The 20262-nt window shown below is 58.3% G+C and carries 18 protein-coding genes; 14 read left to right on the top strand and 4 right to left on the bottom strand.

Features of this window, described 5'->3' with window-relative positions; genetic code table 11:
• Positions 1-59: 59 nt before the first annotated feature.
• Positions 60-812: a metal-dependent hydrolase gene (locus tag OF385_RS09260; protein ID WP_264275132.1), complete on the top strand. Its 753-nt coding sequence runs from the start codon at positions 60-62 to the stop codon at positions 810-812.
• Positions 813-815: 3 nt separating this feature from the next.
• On the opposite strand, the gene OF385_RS09255 is transcribed toward OF385_RS09260, so the two are convergent.
• The 3 genes from OF385_RS09255 to OF385_RS09245 form a co-directional block, all read right to left on the bottom strand.
• Positions 816-1001: a hypothetical protein gene (locus OF385_RS09255; RefSeq protein WP_264275131.1), complete on the bottom strand. Its 186-nt coding sequence runs from the start codon at positions 999-1001 to the stop codon at positions 816-818.
• Positions 1002-1106: 105 nt separating this feature from the next.
• Positions 1107-1511 carry an NUDIX domain-containing protein gene (locus tag OF385_RS09250; RefSeq protein ID WP_264275130.1) on the bottom strand — a complete coding sequence of 135 codons (405 nt, stop codon included), beginning with the start codon at positions 1509-1511 and terminating at the stop codon, positions 1107-1109.
• A gap of 4 nt (positions 1512-1515) precedes the next feature.
• Positions 1516-4047, bottom strand: a complete 2532-nt coding sequence (locus OF385_RS09245) for a DEAD/DEAH box helicase (protein ID WP_264275129.1) — start codon at positions 4045-4047, stop codon at positions 1516-1518.
• Positions 4048-4123: 76 nt separating this feature from the next.
• Between OF385_RS09245 and OF385_RS09240 the strand changes: the two genes are divergently transcribed.
• A complete protein-coding gene (locus OF385_RS09240; RefSeq protein ID WP_264275128.1) occupies positions 4124-4918 on the top strand; it encodes a methyltransferase domain-containing protein in 795 nt (264 codons plus the stop codon).
• 88 nt (positions 4919-5006) lie between these two features.
• On the opposite strand, the gene OF385_RS09235 is transcribed toward OF385_RS09240, so the two are convergent.
• The gene (locus OF385_RS09235; protein WP_264275127.1) at positions 5007-5660 is read right to left on the bottom strand and encodes an MBL fold metallo-hydrolase; all 654 of its coding nucleotides are present in this window, start codon (positions 5658-5660) and stop codon (positions 5007-5009) included.
• An 83-nt stretch (positions 5661-5743) separates the two neighbouring features.
• Between OF385_RS09235 and OF385_RS09230 the strand changes: the two genes are divergently transcribed.
• From OF385_RS09230 to OF385_RS09175, 12 genes are all read left to right on the top strand, one after another.
• Positions 5744-6121 carry a GntR family transcriptional regulator gene (locus tag OF385_RS09230; RefSeq protein ID WP_264275126.1) on the top strand — a complete coding sequence of 126 codons (378 nt, stop codon included), beginning with the start codon at positions 5744-5746 and terminating at the stop codon, positions 6119-6121.
• Positions 6122-6438: 317 nt separating this feature from the next.
• Positions 6439-6693: a hypothetical protein gene (locus tag OF385_RS09225; protein WP_264275125.1), complete on the top strand. Its 255-nt coding sequence runs from the start codon at positions 6439-6441 to the stop codon at positions 6691-6693.
• Between the two features lie 1215 nt (positions 6694-7908).
• Positions 7909-10779, top strand: coding sequence for an excinuclease ABC subunit UvrA (gene uvrA, locus OF385_RS09220; RefSeq protein WP_264275124.1), 2871 nt, complete (start codon positions 7909-7911; stop codon positions 10777-10779).
• A gap of 87 nt (positions 10780-10866) precedes the next feature.
• Positions 10867-11571 (top strand): HAD hydrolase-like protein, encoded by a 705-nt coding sequence (locus OF385_RS09215; protein ID WP_264275123.1) that lies wholly within the window; start codon positions 10867-10869, stop codon positions 11569-11571.
• On the top strand, positions 11572-12243 hold the full coding sequence (locus OF385_RS09210; RefSeq protein WP_264275122.1) for a lysophospholipid acyltransferase family protein: 672 nt from the start codon (positions 11572-11574) through the stop codon (positions 12241-12243).
• Positions 12244-12246: 3 nt separating this feature from the next.
• On the top strand, positions 12247-14193 hold the full coding sequence (gene uvrC / locus OF385_RS09205) for an excinuclease ABC subunit UvrC (protein WP_264275121.1): 1947 nt from the start codon (positions 12247-12249) through the stop codon (positions 14191-14193).
• Positions 14194-14202: 9 nt separating this feature from the next.
• On the top strand, positions 14203-15096 hold the full coding sequence (gene rapZ / locus OF385_RS09200) for an RNase adapter RapZ (protein WP_264275120.1): 894 nt from the start codon (positions 14203-14205) through the stop codon (positions 15094-15096).
• A 5-nt stretch (positions 15097-15101) separates the two neighbouring features.
• Entirely contained in the window at positions 15102-16124 is a 1023-nt protein-coding gene (locus tag OF385_RS09195) for a gluconeogenesis factor YvcK family protein (protein ID WP_264275119.1), read from the top strand.
• 27 nt (positions 16125-16151) lie between these two features.
• Entirely contained in the window at positions 16152-17132 is a 981-nt protein-coding gene (gene whiA / locus OF385_RS09190) for a DNA-binding protein WhiA (RefSeq protein ID WP_264275118.1), read from the top strand.
• Positions 17133-17193: 61 nt separating this feature from the next.
• A complete protein-coding gene (locus tag OF385_RS09185) occupies positions 17194-17823 on the top strand; it encodes a superoxide dismutase (RefSeq protein WP_022876410.1) in 630 nt (209 codons plus the stop codon).
• A gap of 183 nt (positions 17824-18006) precedes the next feature.
• On the top strand, positions 18007-19014 hold the full coding sequence (gap, locus tag OF385_RS09180; protein ID WP_264275117.1) for a type I glyceraldehyde-3-phosphate dehydrogenase: 1008 nt from the start codon (positions 18007-18009) through the stop codon (positions 19012-19014).
• A 16-nt stretch (positions 19015-19030) separates the two neighbouring features.
• Positions 19031-20260, top strand: coding sequence for a phosphoglycerate kinase (locus tag OF385_RS09175; protein WP_264275116.1), 1230 nt, complete (start codon positions 19031-19033; stop codon positions 20258-20260).
• Positions 20261-20262: the final 2 nt, after the last annotated feature.

The raw sequence follows: 20262 nt of genomic DNA, 5'->3' as shown, positions 1-20262 counted from the left end.
TCCTAGCTTACCGCTGTCGTATCGCTAAAACGTCGGTGACCAGTCCTAAGGTTGAATGCATGATGGGTGGACACCACGCGGTGAGCGGCGCAGCCGCATGGTTGGCAATTACTACTCCGGTCACCGTTGGCTCGGTCAATCTCGGGTTGGGAACCTTTGAGATGGACCGCTGGGAGACTCTCGCTGGAGCCATCGTCTGCGCCGGTGCGGCCTTGCTGCCTGACGCGGATCACCATGGGGCGACCATTGCTCGTGCCCTGCCGCCTTTTTCTAGCATTTTCGCCCGGGTTATCGGCGAGGTGTCCGGCGGACACCGCAACGGAACCCACTCGATCGTGGGAATGGCCTTCTTCATTTTCTTGGCGTGGCTGGCCAATGGCTGGGATGTCCATACTGCTGCCCTCGGCACGGTCTATCCTGGGGCCGCGCTCTTTGCGATCCTGCTGATTTCCTTTGCGGTGAAGTCCGTTAAATTCATGCCGCCCCTGCTTTGCTGGATCATTGCCTTGGCGACCGGCGCTTTCGTGGGGGTCAATGCCCCGGAGGAGAACATCTGGTTCCTGCTGGCAGTGGCCTTGGGAGTCATCGTGCATGTCCTTGGCGACATGCTGACCATTGGCGGATGCAACCTCATTTGGCCGATCAAGATCGGATCGCCGCGTTGGTTCCGCAAGTTGCCGCTCATCGGCGGTTGCTGGAAAGCCAATGGCCGGATCGCAGTCCCGGTCCTTGCCGAAACCGGCTCGACGGCTGAATGGCTTTTGGCGACGCTGCTGACCACCTACGTGGGCATCGCTCTGATTGTCGCGTGATGGCTAATTCTTGAGGCTCGTGTTTTCGCCCTGGTAGACCAGCGCCAGCCCCAACAGCAAAAGCCCGATTTGGAACAGCGTGGACATGAGCGCCTCGGCGGCAAATAGAGCTGACCAACCGCTGAGCAGCCCGATCAGGACAAGCAGTATGATGCATCCGCCAACGAGACGCAGCTGGAATCCGTTCATGGCCATACCCTACGACACTGCCCGCAACATGGCTATCGATTTCCGACAACTTGTGCGGGCAGCAGGCCAACGAGGGAGGTGGCGACGAGCCGGGTCGGCGGAAATCTAACCAGTGGGCAGTTTCAAGAGCACGACTTTCTCATGAGGCACCAGATTCTCTGGGAGCTCGCCAAGCCCAAACCAGCGCAAGTCGCCAGCTTTATCCGGTTCCATGATCCGCGGCGTGCCGCACCAAGCGGTCGCCAGATGAAAATGATCATCAATGTCGCCAGCCCCCGGAATTGAATTCGTCCGGCTTTCCGTGAACAGCTCTTCAAGGTCTTTCGCCGCGATACGAATGCCTAATTCTTCCCCTGCTTCTCGAACTGCCGCGGCCGCACTGGATTCGCCAGACTCCACGCGTCCAGCCGCGGCGATGCTCCAGCAACCGTCCATGAAGCCAGTGCCCCGCCGAAGCTGCAATAGAACTTCTTCGCCGCGTCGGAGCACGACATAGCTGATGGCGGTCACCCGGCTAGTCCATGCGACCCACGGACGTTACGGTCACCACTGGGGCGCCGACTTCGTCTGATTCATCCAAGGAAAGTGTCGCGCTGATACCCCAGTCGTGGTGTTCGGCGGGGTCAGCGAAGATCTGGCGGATCTCCCAGACGCGGTTGGGCAGCTCACTGACGATGAACAATTTCGAACTGCGGCCAGTTGGGCCGTCATCGATGTCCTCGTGCTCATCGAAATAGCCGTCCATGGCATCAGCCCACGCATCCGCATCGAAGCCATTGTGCGCGTCGAGCTCGCCGAGTGCCTGATCCTGTTCGTCGGCAAATAGCTTGACGCGGCGGAACATCTCATTGCGCACCATCACGCGGAAAGCGCGTTTGTTGCTGGTCAGCTTTTCCGGCGCCGGAGGAGGTGCTGTTTCGGTTTCTTCATGCAGTTCTCCACGGGATAGCTCTTCCCACTCGTCCAGCAGCGAGGAGTCGATCTGGCGGATCATCTCGCCAAGCCACTCGATAAGGTCTTCGAGATCTTCGCGCAGGGCATCTTGCGGGACGGTTTGGCGCAGCGCCTTGTACGCATCAGTGAGGTAGCGCAGCAGGACGCCTTCGGAACGGGCCAACTGGTAATACTGGACGAAGTCGGAGAACCCCATGGCGCGCTCGTACATATCGCGAACGATCGACTTGGGCTGCAGCTCGAAGTCTGCAAGCCAAGGAGCGCCGGAGCGATATTGCTCAAATGCCGATTCCAGCTTTTCCGCCAGAGGCATCGGATAGGTGATTTCATCGAGCGCATTCATGCGGTCGTTGTAGTCCATGCCTTCGGCCTTCATCGCGGCAATCGCCTCGCCGCGTGCCTTCTTCTCCTGGCCCGAAAGCACCTGGCGAGGCTTTTCGAGGGTGGCCTCGATCACCGAGACCACATCGAGTGCGTAACTTGCTGAATCCGGGTCCAGCAAATCCAAGGCCGCAAGAGCGAAGGGGGACAGCGGCTGGTTCAGCGCGAAGTTCTGCTGAAGATGCACGGTCAACTCGTAGAAGTTGCCGTATTCGTCGGGCTCATCGCGTCGCACAACAACTTCGGTGGCAATCAGTTCACGAAGGATGCCGATGGCGCGCAGCTTCAGCTTGCGCTGGGTGGATGGCGTCTCGTGGTTTTCACTGAGCAGGCGAACCGCGGCTTCAAAGGCGTTGTCTTCGCGCTCCAACAGGTTCAGCAGCATGGAGTGCGATACCTGGAAGGAGGACTTCAGCGTTTCCGGGGGAGCGGCAACGATCTTGTCGAAGGTCTTTTCGCCCCAGGTCACAAAATTCTGAGGTGGCTTCTTCTTCGGAATCTGCTTGAGCTTGGATGAACCCTCGCCGTGCTTCTTGAGGGCCTTTTCCATCGCCTTATGATTCTCGATCGCGTGCTCCGGCGCTTGGACCAGCACCGTTCCCGCGGTATCAAATCCTGCTCGGCCCGCTCGTCCTGCGATCTGGTGGAACTCGCGGGCATTCACGATGCGGGTGCGTGTGCCATCGAATTTTGACAGGGCCGTGATGACCACCGTGCGGATAGGCACGTTGATACCAACGCCCAAGGTGTCGGTACCACAGATGACCTTGAGCAGGCCCGCCTGGGCAAGCTGTTCGACCAAGCGCCGGTATTTGGGCAGCATGCCTGCGTGGTGGATGCCGATGCCGTGGCGAACTAAGCGGTTGAGGGTCTTGCCGAAACCAGCGGCAAAACGGAAACCGCCGATCATGTCGGAGATTTTTTCTTTCTCCTCGCGCGTAGCGACATTGATGCTCATGAGCCCGGTGGCGCGGTCGATCGCGTCGAGCTGGGAGAAGTGCACGATGTAGATCGGGATCTGCTTGGTCTTGATCAGTTCCTCGACCGCTTCCTGGACTGGCTCCATGGAGTAGTAGAAATGCAGAGGGATCGGGCGTTCGGTATGGGCAACGGTAACCGTGGGCGTTCCGGTGCGCTCTTCCAATTCCTTCTCGAAACGGGTCACGTCACCGAGCGTGGCGCTCATCAGCAGGAATTGCGCCTGCGGAAGCTCGATGAGCGGCACCTGCCAGGCCCAGCCACGCTGCGGATCGGCATAGAAGTGGAACTCATCCATGATGACGCAGCCGACATCGGCTCTGGAGCCTTCGCGCAGCGCAATGTTCGCCAGGATTTCCGCAGTGCAGCAGATAATCGGTGCGTCCGCATTGACCGACGAGTCTCCGGTAACCATGCCGACATTTTCCGCGCCGAAAATCTTGCAGAGGTCGAAGAACTTCTCGGAAACCAGCGCCTTGATTGGCGCGGTGTAGAAGCTGATCTGGTCGCGGGCCATGGCATAGAAGTGCGCAGCGATGGCGACCATTGACTTGCCGGAGCCGGTAGGCGTGGCAAGGATGACGTTGCTGCCGCCAGCCAGAGCCATCGACGCTTCATCCTGGGCCGGATAGAGGTTGATGCCCCGAGAGGTGACCCATTGGCCAAAAGCCTCATAGATTTCGTCGTCGGATACGTTTTTGCTGTCTGCTGGCAAATATTCGGTGAGCAACATGATGTTCTTAGCTTATCGGTTGAGAAGTATGACTGCGTGCCCGATTGTGCGCAGATCCAAGGATTAGGCTTAGGGCATGAAATGGGATCCAGCAAAGTACACAGAATTTTCCGATTACCGTGGGCGCCCCTATAAGGACCTGCTCGGGCAGCTAGCTGAAGCCGAGCCGAAGAAGGTCGTTGATCTGGGATGCGGTCCAGGCAACATGACCCGGCTTATCGCCCAGCGGTGGCCTGAAGCCCAGGTAGTGGGACTGGATGCCTCACAGGAAATGATCGCAAAAGCCACGTCATCCGCGCATGAGGCTAATCTGAGTTTCGCCTTGTCTGATGCGACGCAGTGGGAGCCCGAGGAAGATCTGGATCTTCTGTTCTCCAACGCGATGCTGCAGTGGCTGCCGACTCACCGTGAATTGTTGACCTCATGGCTGGGACAGATGAAGGCCGGTTCCATTGTGGCGATCCAGGTGCCCGGCAACTTCGGGTCGCCGTCCCATGCGCTCATGCGCGAGGTAGCCGAAAGCTCGAAGTGGGCTGGCAAGCTCGGCGGCGTTCTCCGCGGAGGCGACGTCGTAGGGGAGCCGGACGAGTACCAGCGAATCCTGCTAGACGCGGGGTTCCAGGCAAATGTCTGGGAGACGACGTTCCAGCAGTTGCTGCTTGGCGATGACCCGATTCTGGACTGGGTCCGTGGTACTGCCTTGCTGCCGGTGAAGGCGTCTTTGAATGCCGGCGACTACGTCGAATTTGAGAATGACTATCGAGCGGCGGTTTCCCCGCATTACCAGGCCTTCCAATCCCCGGATGGAACGACACTGACAAATTTCCCGTTCCGTCGCATATTCATGGTGGGCCACAAGTTGGCCGCGTAGCCGCCTCACTTATATTCGGCGCCTAGCCATGAACACTCGTTGTGACGCCCGCAGGTTTGCCGCCTGTGGGCGTCACAACGGCTTAGGCTTACCAGCCGCGTTCGCGCCACTCGTCCAGATGCGGACGTTCGGCTCCTAGAGTGGTGGTGTCGCCATGTCCCGGGAGGACCTTGGTTTCATCCGGGAAGCGATCGAAGATCCGTTCGGATACGTCGGTGATCAGCGAGAGGAAACGCTGCGGATCCTTCCACGTATTGCCTACGCCACCTGGGAACAGGCTGTCGCCGCTGAGGATGACTGGCTGGCCGGAGGAGTCAACCAGGGCGTAGCCGATCGATCCCGGAGTATGGCCGCGCAGGTGGATAGCTTCGATAATGACCTCGCCAAGCTTGAGCTGATCGCCTTGGTTCAGGCCGTTGGTGACTTGGACGCCGGACTCTTCGGCAATTCGTGCCATGTCGTCGGCGCCGGCGTAAGTGGTCACAGGGTGTTGATCCACGAGCTCAGCCAAAGCCCGAACATGGTCCCAGTGCTGGTGCGTTGTCGCGATTCCAACGATTCGCGGATTATCGGCATCGTTCCTGGCTTCGTCGATGAGCTCTGCAATGGCAGAGGCATCGTCTGCAGCGTCCACCAGAAGCTGCTCGCCCGATGCGCGGTTGGTAATGAGATAAACATTGTTAGCCATGTCGGAGACGGAGATCCAGCGGATGGTTACATCATCTAGCAATAGTTCGTTCATACCCTCACACTACGTTGGATTGGAGGGTCAACGCGATAGGCTCGGGACAGGACGAGTCATAGTCCTAAAGATTGGAGCAGAGCATGAGCGAACTTGGATTCATCAAGATCGACCCCAAATCCACTATCGCGCCATACCAGCAGGTCCGTGAACAGATTCTCTCAGCCATCGCCAAAGGCAAGCTCGCCCCGGGGACCAAGCTCCCGTCGGTCCGTGCACTCTCAGGCACTCTGAACCTTGCGGTAAATACCGTTGCCAAGGTCTACAAAGAGCTTGAGCTGCAGGGGGCCGTTGTCACGCGGGGGCGCCACGGTACGGTGGTGCAGGCGGCGGAGAACCGTGCCGAGCAAGAAGTCAGCGACGCGGCCGCCGATTTGGCTCGGATTGCGCAGATGTGGTCTGTGGACGAAGCAACCGCGGTGAGATACCTTCGCGCAGCCTTTAGCTCCCTGCCCCGCTAGGCGACTGGGCTAACCCCACGCAGAGTGAATACCGGGATTTGTGGATAAGCCTGATGCGTCTTTGAGAACTCGGTTTACGCTCTGGGACTAATCATTAGTCCCGGGGTCGGGAATCCACCATGCGCTCGAACGCATGTGATCGCAAGACGTCCGTGAGTGTCGCTGTCATCGCCACCTGCGCGCTCGTACTGGGCGTCGGGTTTTCGGGCTGCACCGCCAGCCAAGCGGAACCAGCTCCCACAGCGTCCGGAAAGCCATCACCTGAGCCTGCGGCTATCGAGTGGCAGAGCTAAGAAATTCTTGTATCCGATGTCGAAGTGATCGCAGATGATGCTATTGCCTATCGGCGCCAAGCCCCTCAGCTGGAGATCATCGCCAGGAACCTGAAAGACGGTGAAGAGCTCTGGAAGGACGAAGCGCCGGGCGTTGCCGATGGCCTGGGTGCGGATCTGAACATTGAACTCGTAGAGCGCGACGGTAGGCATTTTGTGGCCTACAAGAGGACCAAATCCGGGGCCTATGGATGGTTGACTATCGCCGACAACTCCACCAGGGAACAAGTAATGATCTGAAAGAATTTTGAATTTTGGGGCGACCGACCTTTTGTCTGCAGAAAGACGTTCTGTACCGAAAGTTCAAAAGCAATCAATGGCCAACTGCTTGAACGCCATCATTTCAATTTCAACTGGTCCAGCTGGCAATGGCAGGCGGTACCGCAGCGAGAGTTTGAATATGGCCTCCAGCGAGGCGGGCGTTCCTTGTTCGCAGGGCTTGGCTCTTACCGGGACAAAAATGTAGAGATGTTGAGCTATTCCAACGGGTCGAAGACCCAGTGGAAACGGCCATGCGAAGAAGTGTTTGGACAAGGGTATGCCTTATCCGCAGGTTGGGCATGGGCTACTGCAGGCGAAGACGATGAGATTCTGCTCGGATACGGAATACCTGCCTAAGATGATTTCTTCGAATCCGATAAGAACTCGGCTACGTGTAAATTGGCTGGCCTTTCGAAACTGGTGGCGGTTGATGCCAAGAGCGGTAAGGTTCCTTGGCACCAAATGGGGCATCGTCAATGTGCGGTGCTACTTCCGAACAGGGGAGCGCCGCTCCCGACGGCACGATCGTTCTTTGCTATTGCACTGCTGGCCAAAGCAAGCTCACTGGCATAGGCAACGGGTACTACTCGATATCGGCCAATGGCGCGGCATGGAGTGCAGCCGCATTTGATGCAAGCACCGGCGTTCAAAAGTGGAAGCACAAGCTCAGTGATGTCAACAAATACGCCGAGAGACTGGGCGAAGCCGGAATGCCCACCACCAAGGATCCTATTTCCATCCTCGCCCCAGGCGGGAGGTGACAAAGCAGTCCATAGCCTGGACGGGACAGTGATGCCCTTGGAGGAAGCTGTTGGGAAAGACGTGTTGTGCACCCTTGATCGCGGAGAAAACTTTGGTTTACTCCGCGACTCTGGGCATGGAAGCCCCGTCATATAGCAAAGCCGCAGGGGACACTCGATTCGACGATGCTCAAATGGCCTGCAAGCGCGGTGCGTGGAAACCCGCAAAGGCCGTCCCTAATGTCAACGAATCCAGAAGGGCTGGATACAAAACTGAAGATGTCGTTGTTCTGAGCCAGATTGAAGGGATGGTGGCGTATCGGTTGGCCGCGCCGGTCGGAAACTAGCGCAGATTTTGCGCTCGCCGAGCGGGCGAATAAGCCTGGCGAAAAATTTCTGTGAGATAGGACCATTCGTACACTTATTCGAAGCAGTTTTCGATTAGTATGGCTTCGTGGCTATTACTGCAGAGAGCAAGAAAACAGATCTCACCCGATTGGTCGTCAAGGGCGCGCGTGAGCACAATCTGAAAAATGTTGACATTGATCTTCCGCGTGATGCGATGATCGTCTTCACCGGCCTATCCGGATCCGGCAAGTCCTCGCTGGCATTCGACACCATCTTCGCCGAGGGCCAGCGTCGATACGTCGAGTCTCTTTCTGCCTATGCCCGAATGTTCCTCGGGCAGGTGGACAAGCCGGATGTTGACTTCATTGAGGGCTTGTCGCCAGCAGTGTCAATCGACCAGAAGTCCACTAGCCGCAACCCCCGGTCGACCGTAGGCACGATCACCGAAGTCTATGACTACATGCGTTTGCTCTGGGCGCGAGTCGGGCGGCCGCATTGCCCAATTTGCCATGAGCCGATCTCCAAGCAGACCCCTCAGCAAATCGTGGATCAGCTGATGGAGCTGCCGGAGAAGACCCGTTTCCAGATCCTCGCTCCCGTCGTGCGAGCACGCAAGGGCGAGTTCGTCGACCTCTTCGCTGAGCTCTCCTCGAAGGGTTTCTCGCGCGCACGCGTTGACGGAACCACCATTCAACTCAATGATCCACCGAAGCTGGCCAAGCAGGTGAAGCACACCATCGAGGTAGTCGTCGACCGCTTGGCCATCAAGGAAGATGCCCGACAGCGTCTGACCGATTCGATTGAAACTGCGTTGGGAATCGCAGACGGCCGGGTATTGGCAGACTTTGTCGACCTGGATGAAGCGGACCCGCAGCGGGTGCGCGCGTTCTCCGAGAACCTGGCATGCCCCAACGAGCACCCTCTGGCAATCGATGAGATCGAGCCACGTACTTTCTCCTTCAACAACCCGTTCGGCGCATGCTCAGCATGTTCTGGTATCGGCACCAAGCTTGAAGTAGACGAGCACCTGATCGTGCCAGACCCGGAAGTCACCCTCGCCGATGGCGCCATCGCTCCATGGTCCTTGGGCAAGGCGACTACTGAATACTGGAATCGCCTGATCGAAGGCCTGGGCAACGAGCTGGGCTTCACGATGGATACCCAGTGGAAGGCCCTGCCGGCCAAGGCGCGCGAAGCGATCCTCAACGGCAAGGACCACAAGGTTGTTGTCCAGTACAAGAATCGCTTCGGACGTGAACGCAAATACTCGACCGGCTTTGAAGGTGTCATCTCGTACGTTCACCGGAAGCATGAAGAAACTGAATCCGATCATGCGCGTGATCGCTACGAGCAGTACATGCGACAGATCCCATGCCCGACCTGTGGTGGAGCCCGGTTGAACCCGGCATCGCTCTCAGTCTTGATCGGTGGACGATCCATCGCTGAAGTTTCAGCAATGGATTTGCGCAGCGCTGCCAACTTCCTCTCGACCATCGAGCTCTCCGCTCGCGAAGCCAGGATCGCAGCCCAGGTGCTGAAGGAAATCGACGCTCGCATGAAGTTCCTGCTGGACGTCGGTCTGGAATATCTCACTCTTGAGCGAGCTGCGGGCACGTTGTCCGGCGGTGAAGCCCAGCGCATTCGCTTGGCCACCCAGATCGGCTCCGGCCTGGTCGGCGTCCTCTACGTGCTCGACGAGCCGTCCATCGGCTTGCACCAGCGCGACAACCGCCGGCTGATCGACACGCTGCTGCATCTGCGCTCCTTGGGCAACACGCTGATCGTGGTGGAGCACGATGAAGACACCATCGCCGAAGCCGACTGGATCGTGGATATCGGACCGGGCGCCGGCGAACACGGCGGCGAAGTAGTGCACTCCGGTTCGGTCGAAGGATTGAAGGCCAATACTCAGTCGTTGACCGGCGATTACCTGTCGGGTCGCAAGAAGATAGATGTTCCGACCAAACGCCGCAAGGTTGATAAGGACCGCAAGCTCAAAGTTGTCGGTGCCAGCGAAAACAACCTCCAAGATGTGTCTGTCGAATTCCCGCTGGGCCTGCTCACAGCAGTGACCGGTGTGTCCGGCTCGGGCAAGTCGACCTTGGTCAACGACATTCTCTACAAGGTCCTGGCCAACAAGCTCAACGGAGCCAAGCAGGTACCAGGACGGCATACCCGAGTGCTCGGCCTTGAGCACCTGGACAAGGTCGTACACGTCGACCAGTCGCCGATCGGCCGTACCCCGCGATCGAATCCTGCCACGTACACCGGCGTGTTCGACAACATTCGCAAGCTCTTCGCGGAAACTAACGAAGCTAAATTGCGCGGCTACCAGCCGGGTCGCTTCTCCTTCAACGTCAAGGGCGGTCGCTGCGAAGCGTGCTCCGGCGACGGAACGTTGAAGATCGAGATGAACTTCCTGCCCGACGTTTACGTGCCATGCGAAGTGTGCCATGGGGCGCGGTACAACCGCGAGACATTGCAAGTGCTGTACAAGGGCAAGAACATCGCCGATGTCCTGGACATGCCAATCGCAGAGGGCGCCGAATTCTTCAGCGCCTTCACGCCGATTGCCCGTCACCTCAGTACCTTGGTTGACGTTGGATTGGGATACGTGCGTTTGGGGCAGCCTGCCACGACCCTTTCCGGTGGTGAGGCCCAGCGCGTCAAGTTGGCGGCCGAATTGCAGAAGCGTTCGAATGGCCGGTCCATCTACGTGCTGGACGAGCCAACCACAGGCCTGCACTTCGAGGACATCCGCAAGCTACTGAAGGTGCTGCAGGGTCTGGTGGACAAGGGCAACACGGTCTTGACCATTGAGCACAACCTTGACGTGATCAAGTCTGCGGACTGGGTGATCGACCTCGGCCCTGAGGGCGGTTCCGGCGGCGGTACGATCCTTGCGACTGGCACACCTGAAAAGGTGGCCAAGGTCAGCGAGTCGCATACCGGAAAGTTCTTGGCCGAAATCCTGTAGAAATAGTGGCGCGGATCGGGGAAATATGCCATTTCAGTCATGGATTCCTGACCCGCGCCCGCTTCATGGGAAGATAGCTGAGTGAATATGTCGGTAACAAGCGTGCTCTTCGACCTTGACGGGACCCTCGTGGACCCCGCAGGTGCCATTACTTCGGGTATTCGTCACGCCCTCGTGGCACACGGACTCCCGGATCCAGGCGAGGCACGAGTCGAAGCTCTGGTGGGTCCTCCGCTTCAAGTTGGGCTTCGCACCATAGAAGGCGTCACCGACGAAAACATTGATTCCATTATCGCGACGTATCGGGCCCGCTACGAAGAAGTCGGCATGGATGAATCGCGCATTTATCCAGGGATCGTGGCGCTATTAGAGGCCTTGCGTAGTGAAAATATCTACGTTGCCGTCACCACTGCAAAACCCGTGAACATCGCTCGATTGCTTTTGGACCGAAAAGGTCTGACCGAGCATTTGGATGCGATTCATGGCAATGCAGGCGAGCATGGATCCATGGGTTCAAGCAAAACGCACATCGTCGCCGAAGCTTTGTCCCACGCGAACTTGGATGCCAAATCCAGCGTTGTCGTGGGAGATCGGTACTACGACTTGGATGCGGCCCGGGAGAATTCTGTCGCTTCCATCGGTGTGGCGTGGGGATTCGCCCAAGGCGATGAACTGTCCAAGGCCGACAAGCGGGTAGGCAATGTCAGAGAACTAGCGCAAGCGCTACTAGGCGAGCAAGCTGCCGGTCCAATAGAAATCGAGGCAAGCGTCGTGCAGGAAGGTGCAGAATAGATGAGCATCTACACCATGACCCGCGCTTCGATTCGCGGTGTTATCCATGGCGTTTGCCGTGCCGAGGTTACCGGCCTGGAAAATGTGCCCAAAGAGGGCGGATTCATCGTCGCTTCGAACCACCTCTCCTTTTTCGACTCGCTCATCATCCAGGCCTTGACCCCTCGTGACGTCGCCTTCTTCGCGAAAGCGGAGTATTTCACCACGCCCGGTGTCAAGGGAAAACTGATGAAGACCTTTTTCGAGTCAGTTGGATCGATTCCTGTTCAGCGTGGAGAGCAGGCTGCCTCGGTGGCGGCTCTCGATTCTCTGGTGGACATCATCGAAGAAGGCAGCGGTATCGGGATTTATCCCGAAGGCACTCGTTCGCGCGATGGAAAGCTGTACCGAGGCCGAACCGGTGTAGGTTGGCTGGCATTGACCACTGGCGTACCGGTGGTGCCGGTGGGCCTGATCGGCACCGAGAAGCTGCAGCCAGCAGGTTCGAAGGGCTTCAAGCCAGCCAAATTCCATATCCATTATGGTGAGCCTCTGCAGTTCGACCAGCTGGGCCGCAAGCATCCTCTGCCGCAACGCCGTCAGGCGACGGATCGTATTGTGGATGCCATTGCTGAACTCTCTGGCCAGGAACGCGCCGACTCATACAATCAGCTACCTCCAGACGCGAAATAATCCATGGCTGATCCAGCAAGCTACCGTCCGAAAACCTCGGATATTCCAACTAAGCCCGGTGTGTACCGCTTTCGCGACGAGCATGGCCGTGTGATTTATGTTGGCAAAGCCAAGGTGCTGCGGAACCGACTTACCTCGTACTTCGCCAACCCGGACCGGCTTACCCCGAAAACGCGGGCCATGGTCTTCACCGCAGGCAGCGTCGAATGGACCGTGGTGGGTTCGGAGCTTGAGGCCCTCCAGCTGGAATTCGTTTGGATCAAGGAATATAACCCTCGATTCAACATCGTCTTCCGTGATGACAAGACCTACCCGTATCTTGCCGTGACGCTGAATGAGAAGTACCCACGCGCATTGGTGATGCGCGGTGATAAGCGCAAAGGCGTCAAGTACTTCGGCCCGTTCTACCCGGCCAAGGCCATTCGCGAAACCTTGGATACCCTGTTGCGGGTATTCCCGGTCCGAAGTTGCGCGCCCGGGGTGTTCAAGCGAGCCGAAGCTTCAGGCCGCCCCTGCTTGCTTGGCTATATCGACAAGTGCTCTGCACCTTGTGTTGGACGAATTAGCGAAGAGGACCATCGCCAGCTTGCCGATGACCTCTGCACGTTCATGAGCGGCGAAGCCACTAAATTCACCAAAGCGCTCACCGTCAAAATGCAGGACGCGGTTGCCGAGCTCGAATACGAGCAGGCGGCGCGCTACCGTGACGATATTGCAGCGCTGAACCGGGTATTCGAGCGCAACGCTGTGGTGCTCGACGATCGAACTGAAGCGGATATCTTCGGCGTCCATGGCGACGAGCTCGAAGCTGCCGTGCAGGTATTCCACGTGCGCGACGGCCGTATTCGTTCACAGCGCGGATGGGTTGTCGAAAAAGTCGCGGATGCTTCGGACGCTGAATTCGTCGAGCAGCTTCTGACGCAAATCTATGCAGACCATGCCGACCGGATTCCTCGCGAGATCCTGGTTCCAGCACTGCCTGAGGACATCAACGATGTCACCACCTGGCTTTCGGAATTGCGCGGGTCGAAGGTATCCCTTCGCGTTGCGCAACGTGGCGACAAGGCGGCCCTGGCTGGCACGGTTAAGGAAAATGCCGAACAAGCACTGCGTCTGCATAAGTCCAAGCGCGCCGGAGACATTACTACTCGTTCTCTGGCCATGCAGGAACTGCAAGAAGCACTTGGCGCCGAACAAGCGTTGCTGCGCATTGAATGCTATGACGCTTCGCATACCCAGGGGACCAATGTCGTGGCCTCGATGGTGGTCTTCGAAGACGGGCTGCCGAAGAAGAGCGAGTACCGAAAATTCTCCATTACCGGCGATGCGGCACGCGATGATACCGCCAGCATGTACGACGTCATCCATCGGCGATTCAGCCGATACCTCAAAGAGAAAGTCGATCCGTCGTCCTTCGCTACTGGCGTGATAGTTGATGGCGTATCTGGTGAAGTGGAGAAGAAGAAATTCTCCTATCCGCCATCCCTGGTCATTGTCGATGGCGGCCCGCCGCAGGTTGCCGCGGCCCAAAAAGCCATGGACGATCTAGGGATTGACGACATTCCGGTGGTCGGGTTGGCCAAACGACTGGAAGAGCTTTGGCTTCCGGACGATCCGTTCCCGGTCATCCTCCCGCGAGCCTCGGCTTCTTTGTACCTTGTGCAGCGGCTTCGCGACGAGGCACACCGTTTCGCGATTAGCTTCCACCGTGAGAAGCGTGCCAAGTCGATGATCTCCTCCGAGCTGGATGCCGTGCCGGGGCTCGGCAAAGCCAAGCAAGCGGCACTGCGCAAGCATTTTGGATCCATGAAAAAGATTCGTGCCGCCAGCATCGAGGAGCTTGTCCAGGTTCCAGGTGTGGGCGAGAAGCTGGCCGCAATCATCAAAGAAAACCTTGAAGATGCTTCACTTTCTGGCGTGAATATGACGACGGGCGAAATCGTCGACTAGCCTTGGAATATGACCGCTGAGTATGAAGCTGTAAAACCGCCTGAGTCTGAACTCGTGATCGTAACCGGCATGTCAGGTGCCGGCCGCACTACGGTCGCACACGCTTTGGAAGACCAGGGGTGGTACGTGGTCGAGAACCTGCCACCAGCCATGCTGGGCCCGTTGACCGAGATGATGAGCCGGTCGCAGGGATCCATTCCGAAGATGGCTGTCGTTATGGACGTGCGTTCGAAGGAAATGTTCCCGGAAATTCGTGACGCGCTGGCGCATCTGACTTCCAGCGGAGTCAAGTTCCGTCTGGTTTACCTCAACGCGAGCGATGAAGTCCTGATCCGTCGTTTCGAACAGGGTCGGCGTCCGCACCCGTTGCAGGGCGACGGGCGCATCGTTGACGGGATCACCAGGGAACGCGGAATCACCGAGCAGCTTCGCGAAGCCGCAGAGATCATCCTCGACTCGTCGTCGATGTCAGTTCACGACCTCGCACGCGCGGTCAATGAGCTATTCAGCGAATCCGGTCCGGTCATCCTCCGGATCAATGTCATGAGCTTTGGCTTCAAATACGGCCTGCCAACCGATGCCAACTACGTGGCGGATGTTCGCTTCATCCCTAATCCGCACTGGGTCCCCGAGCTGCGCCCTCAAACGGGCAAGGACAAGGAAGTCTCGGACTACGTGCTGAGCCAGGAAGGCACCCGGGACTTCATCGACAATTATCTCAAGGCTCTGGAACCGGTGTTTGAAGGCTACCGCCGGGAAAACAAGCATTACGCCACCATCGCTGTGGGTTGTACCGGAGGCAAGCACCGCTCCGTGGCAACGACCATCGAATTGGGTCGTCGGCTGGCGCAGTTCCCCAATGTCCGCGTGAGTATCAGCCACCGCGACTTGGGACGCGAGTAACCGACATGGCCTTTTCAACAGGTCCAATTTCAATACAGGGACTATCCCGAGGCAACGACCAGCGCAACCCGTCGGTGGTCGCACTCGGAGGCGGACACGGCCTCTACTCATCGCTTTCGGCATTGCGCCGGCTGACCACCGACCTGACCGCTGTGGTGACAGTCGCGGACGATGGAGGCAGCTCAGGCCGCCTGCGCGGATCATTCGACGTCCTGCCTCCAGGAGACTTGCGCATGGCTCTGGCTGCCTTGTGCGATGACAACGACTGGGGGCGCACGTGGCGCGATGTCATGCAGCATCGTTTCGAGTCGGACGCGAATCAGGAAGAACCGCTGAACGGCCACGCGGTCGGAAACCTGCTGATCTTGGCTTTATGGGAGTTGCTGGATAATCCTGTCGCCGGTTTGCGCTGGGCTGGCGCCTTGCTGGGCGCCCGAGGCCAGGTTCTGCCGATGAGCACGATCCCGCTGTCGATCCATGGCGAGGTTCTCGAATCCGATGAGAGTGATGCGCTGGTGCGCCGGCGCATCGACGGCCAGGCCAGATTGGCGCGCGCTGGTGCCGGGGGGCTCGTCACGAACGTTCATCTGGAGCCTTCCGATGCGCCCGCCTGTCCTGAGGCGCTGGAGTCCATTGAGTTGGCTGATTGGGTCATTCTCGGTCCGGGGTCCTGGTACACCTCGGTGCTTCCGCATTTGCTGCTTCCGGATATGCGCCAAGCCATTGCTTCAACCACCGCCAAAAAGCTTCTGACGATGAACCTGTCGATGGATACGGAAGAAACAACCGGAATGGATGCCGCGGCTCATTTGGAAGTGCTTGGACGCTACGCGCCGGAGGTGACTTTTGACGCGATCATTGCCGATGAGTCCAAGATCCACAATCGCCGGAGATTTGAGCTGGCAGCGCAAAAACTCGGCGCACGTGTCTTTTTTAGTACAGTAGGAGTATCTGACGGTCGTGCAGTGCACGACCCGTTGCGACTAGCGGCGGCCTATCATGAGGTGTTTACCGCGATCGGATCTTGAGAAGATCCAAGTAAGGGAGTTTGATTCATGGCATTGACGGCTTCCGTCAAAGACGAGCTGTCGCGGGTTGAGATTCGCAAGCCGTCGGTCCGAAAGGCCGAGGTTTCGACGATGCTTCGCTTCAGCGGGGGACTGCACATAGTCTCCGGGCGAATTGTCATTGAAGCCGAGGTGGACCTGGCTGCAACTGCCCGCCGGCTGAAGCTTGCCATTGGCGAGTTATATGGCCACGAGGCCGAGATCGTCATGGTCTCCGGCTCGGGCATCCGCAAGGGCAGCCGATACATCGTCCGCGTGGCAAAAGACGGTGAAGTTCTCGCACGGCAGACCGGGTTGCTCGACCAGCGCGGTCGACCAGTTCGTGGCCTGCCATCAGTTATTGTCAACGGCTCAACTGCGGATGCAGAAGCCGTATGGCGCGGCGCCTTCCTGTCCCACGGTTCCTTGACCGAGCCCGGTCGAAGTTCAGCGCTGGAGATTACCTGCCCTGGCCCAGAAGCCGCATTGGCTTTGGTCGGTGCTGCACGCCGATTGGGACTGACAGTCAAGGCCCGCGAAGTGCGAGGCATCGACCGCGTGGTGATTCGCGACGGTGACGCCATTGCGCAGTTGTTGACCCGCATGGGTGCTCACGACGCCTTGATGGTGTGGGAAGAGCGCCGCATGCGCAAAGAGGTACGTGCCACGGCTAACAGGTTGGCGAATTTCGACGACGCCAACCTGCGTCGTAGTGCGCAGGCAGCGGTCGCTGCCGGTGCCCGCGTAGAGCGTGCGCTCACCATTCTGGGAGATGAAGTGCCCGAGCATCTGCGATATGCCGGATTGCTTCGCCTGGAACACAAGCAAGCCTCCTTGGATGAGCTCGGCCGCATGGCTGAACCTCCAATGACCAAGGACGCCATAGCTGGCCGTATTCGTCGACTGTTGGCCATGGCTGACAAGAAGGCCAGCGATCTGGGAATACCAGGTACGGAGTCCAGCGTTCCACTAGACGAAATGGAACACTAAAAATGTCCCCGCGGGAGCCCTCCCGCGGAGATTCATCCGAATGAGAAAATTGAGGAGAATCATGGCTGTATATTCGCTGCCAGAACTGCAGTACGACTACGCTGCTCTCGAGCCAAACATCTCGGCTCGCATCATGGAGCTGCACCACTCCAAGCACCACGCAACCTACGTTGCTGGCGCTAACTCGGCTCTGGAGCAGCTGGCCGAAGCACGCGAAAAGGGCGAATTCGGCAACATCCCGAAGCTGTCCAAGGACCTGGCTTTCCACCTGGGTGGCCACACCAACCACTCGATCTTCTGGAACAACCTGTCCCCAGAAGGCGGCGACAAGCCTGAGGGCGAGCTGGCTGCAGCAATCGACGAGTTCTTCGGCTCCTTCGATGGCTTCCGCGGACACTTCACCGCAGCTGCCATGAGCCTGCAGGGCTCCGGCTGGGCTGTGCTGGCATACGACGCACTCGGCGGCCAGCTGGTCATCGAGCAGCTCTACGATCAGCAGGGCAACGTTCCAGTAGCAACCACCCCGCTGCTGATGCTGGACATGTGGGAGCACGCTTTCTACCTGGATTACGTCAACGTGAAGGCTGACTACGTCAAGGCTTTCTGGAACATCGTGAACTGGGCAGACGTTCAGGCACGTTTTGAAGCTGCCCGCAACGGCGCAGCATCGCTGATCGTTCCAGGTAAATAATTAATCTGGTAAGTTAGCTCACATTCTGCGCCAAAATAGCGTAGTATGTTTCAAGTGTGTTGCGGATCCCGGTGATCCACCGGGATCCGCATAGCACGGCACAACGGAGTGTCCTCTCAAAGAAGGCCACTTCCGTTTGTGTACGGTCGTGGCACAATCATCCCGTTTAGAGGAGATAGTCACGTGACAACTCGTGTTGGTATCAATGGTTTCGGTCGCATCGGACGCAACTTCCTGCGTGCAGTATTGGCCCATAAGGCAGACATCGAAATTGTCGCCGTCAACGACCTTGGTTCAATCGATTCTCTTGCTCACCTGGTGAAGTTTGACTCTGTGCTCGGCCAAGTGGGCGAGGCAGTATCCGTAGATGGTGACACCATCGTCGTCGGTGAACGTCGCATCAAGGTTCTTTCCGAGCGCGATCCAGCAAACCTTCCATGGGGTGAACTGAAGGTCGATGTCGTCATCGAATCGACCGGCTTCTTCACCAAGGCTGCAGATGCCAAGAAGCACATTGCAGCCGGCGCCAAGAAGGTCATCATCTCGGCCCCAGCTACCGATGAAGACATCACCATTGTGATGGGTGTTAACCAGGACAAGTACGATCCTGCAAACCACAACATCATCTCCAACGCATCATGCACCACCAACTGCTTGGCTCCGCTGGCCAAGGTCCTGAACGACGAGTTCGGCATTGTTGACGGCCTGATGACCACCATCCACGCATACACCGCTGACCAGCGCCTGCAGGATGCTCCACACAGCGACCCACGTCGTGCACGTGCCGCTGCACTGAATGTGATTCCAACCTCGACCGGTGCTGCCAAGGCCATCGGCGTTGTACTGCCAGAGCTCAAGGGCAAGCTGCACGGTTACGCAATGCGCGTGCCAGTTCCAACTGGTTCGGCAACCGACCTGACCGTCAACCTGGCTCGCACTGCAACCGCTGAGGAAATCAACGCAGCATTCGAGAAGGCTGCTTCCGAAGGTCCGTTGAAGGACGTTCTGGAGTACTCGACCGATCCACTGGTTTCCTCGGACATCGTCACCAACCCAAACTCGTCGATCTTCGACTCCGGTCTGACCACCGTTATGGGCAACAGCGTGAAGGTTGTTTCGTGGTACGACAACGAGTGGGGCTACTCCTCGCGACTTGTTGACCTGGTTGGATTCGTGGGATCAAGCCTCTAGTCGATAACCTAGGGATATGTCTTCTCACACTATTGACGAATTGATCGCTGACAACGGTGTCCGCGGACGGCACGTTCTGGTCCGAAGCGACCTGAACGTGCCGCTCGACGGTGCAACTGTGACCGATGACGGCCGCGTACGCGCATCTTTGCCGGTCATCACCAAGCTGGTTGAAGCAGGTGCAAAAGTCATCGTGATGGCGCACCTGGGCCGCCCCAAGGGGCAGGTTGATGCGAAGTACTCGATCGCACCTGCAGCACAGCGCTTGAATGAACTTGCAGACTTTGACGTAGCAGTCGCCGAAGATGTTGTGGGCGAATCCGCTCGCAAGGCTGCGGCAGACTTGGCCGAGGGCTCCGTGCTGGTGCTGGAAAACGTGCGCTTCGACGCTCGCGAGACCTCCAAGGTCGACGCAGAACGCGAAGAGTTCGCCAAGGAACTTGCGGCTCTGACCGGCGAAAATGGTGCCTACGTGAACGACGCTTTTGGCGCCGTGCACCGCAAGCACGCCTCCGTCTACGACATTGCCAGCTTGCTCCCCAGCTACCAGGGCGACCTGGTCGCAACCGAGGTCAAGGTCCTGAAGACCCTGACCGAAGCCCCCAAGCGCCCATACGTTGTGGTGCTCGGCGGCTCCAAGGTCTCGGACAAGCTTGCAGTCATCGACAACCTGCTGGGCAAGGCGGATCAGCTCTTGATCGGCGGCGGCATGGCGTTCACCTTCCTCAAAGCACAGGGCTACGCCATTGGCGGCTCGCTGTTGGAGGAAGACCAGATCGCCACCTGCCAGGAATACCTCAAGCGTGCCGAGCAGCTGGGTTGCGAGATCATCGTTCCCGTTGATGTTGTTGTCGCTGAGAAGTTCGGTGCCGATGCGGCGCACGAGATTCTGCCAGCCGACAAGATCGAGGAAGCAAGCTTCGGCTCCACCGGGCTGGGCCTGGATATCGGGCCGAAGTCGGCGGATCAGTTCGCAAGCTACATCACCAGCGCCAACACCGTATTCTGGAACGGCCCGATGGGCGTGTTCGAGATTCCGGCGTTCGCGGAAGGCACTCGCACCGTGGCCCAGGCGTTGGCCAACTCTGAAGCATTCAGCGTCGTCGGCGGTGGCGATTCAGCCGCGGCTGTCCGCGCATTGGGCTTCTCGGAGGAGGACTTCGGTCATATCTCCACCGGTGGCGGAGCTTCATTGGAGTACCTCGAAGGCAAGACCCTGCCGGGCGTTGCCGCATTGGAAGGCTAGGA

Source organism: Glutamicibacter sp. JL.03c, assembly GCF_025854375.1.
Classification (GTDB): domain Bacteria; phylum Actinomycetota; class Actinomycetes; order Actinomycetales; family Micrococcaceae; genus Glutamicibacter.
This window is presented reverse-complemented; position numbering and strand designations above follow the sequence as displayed.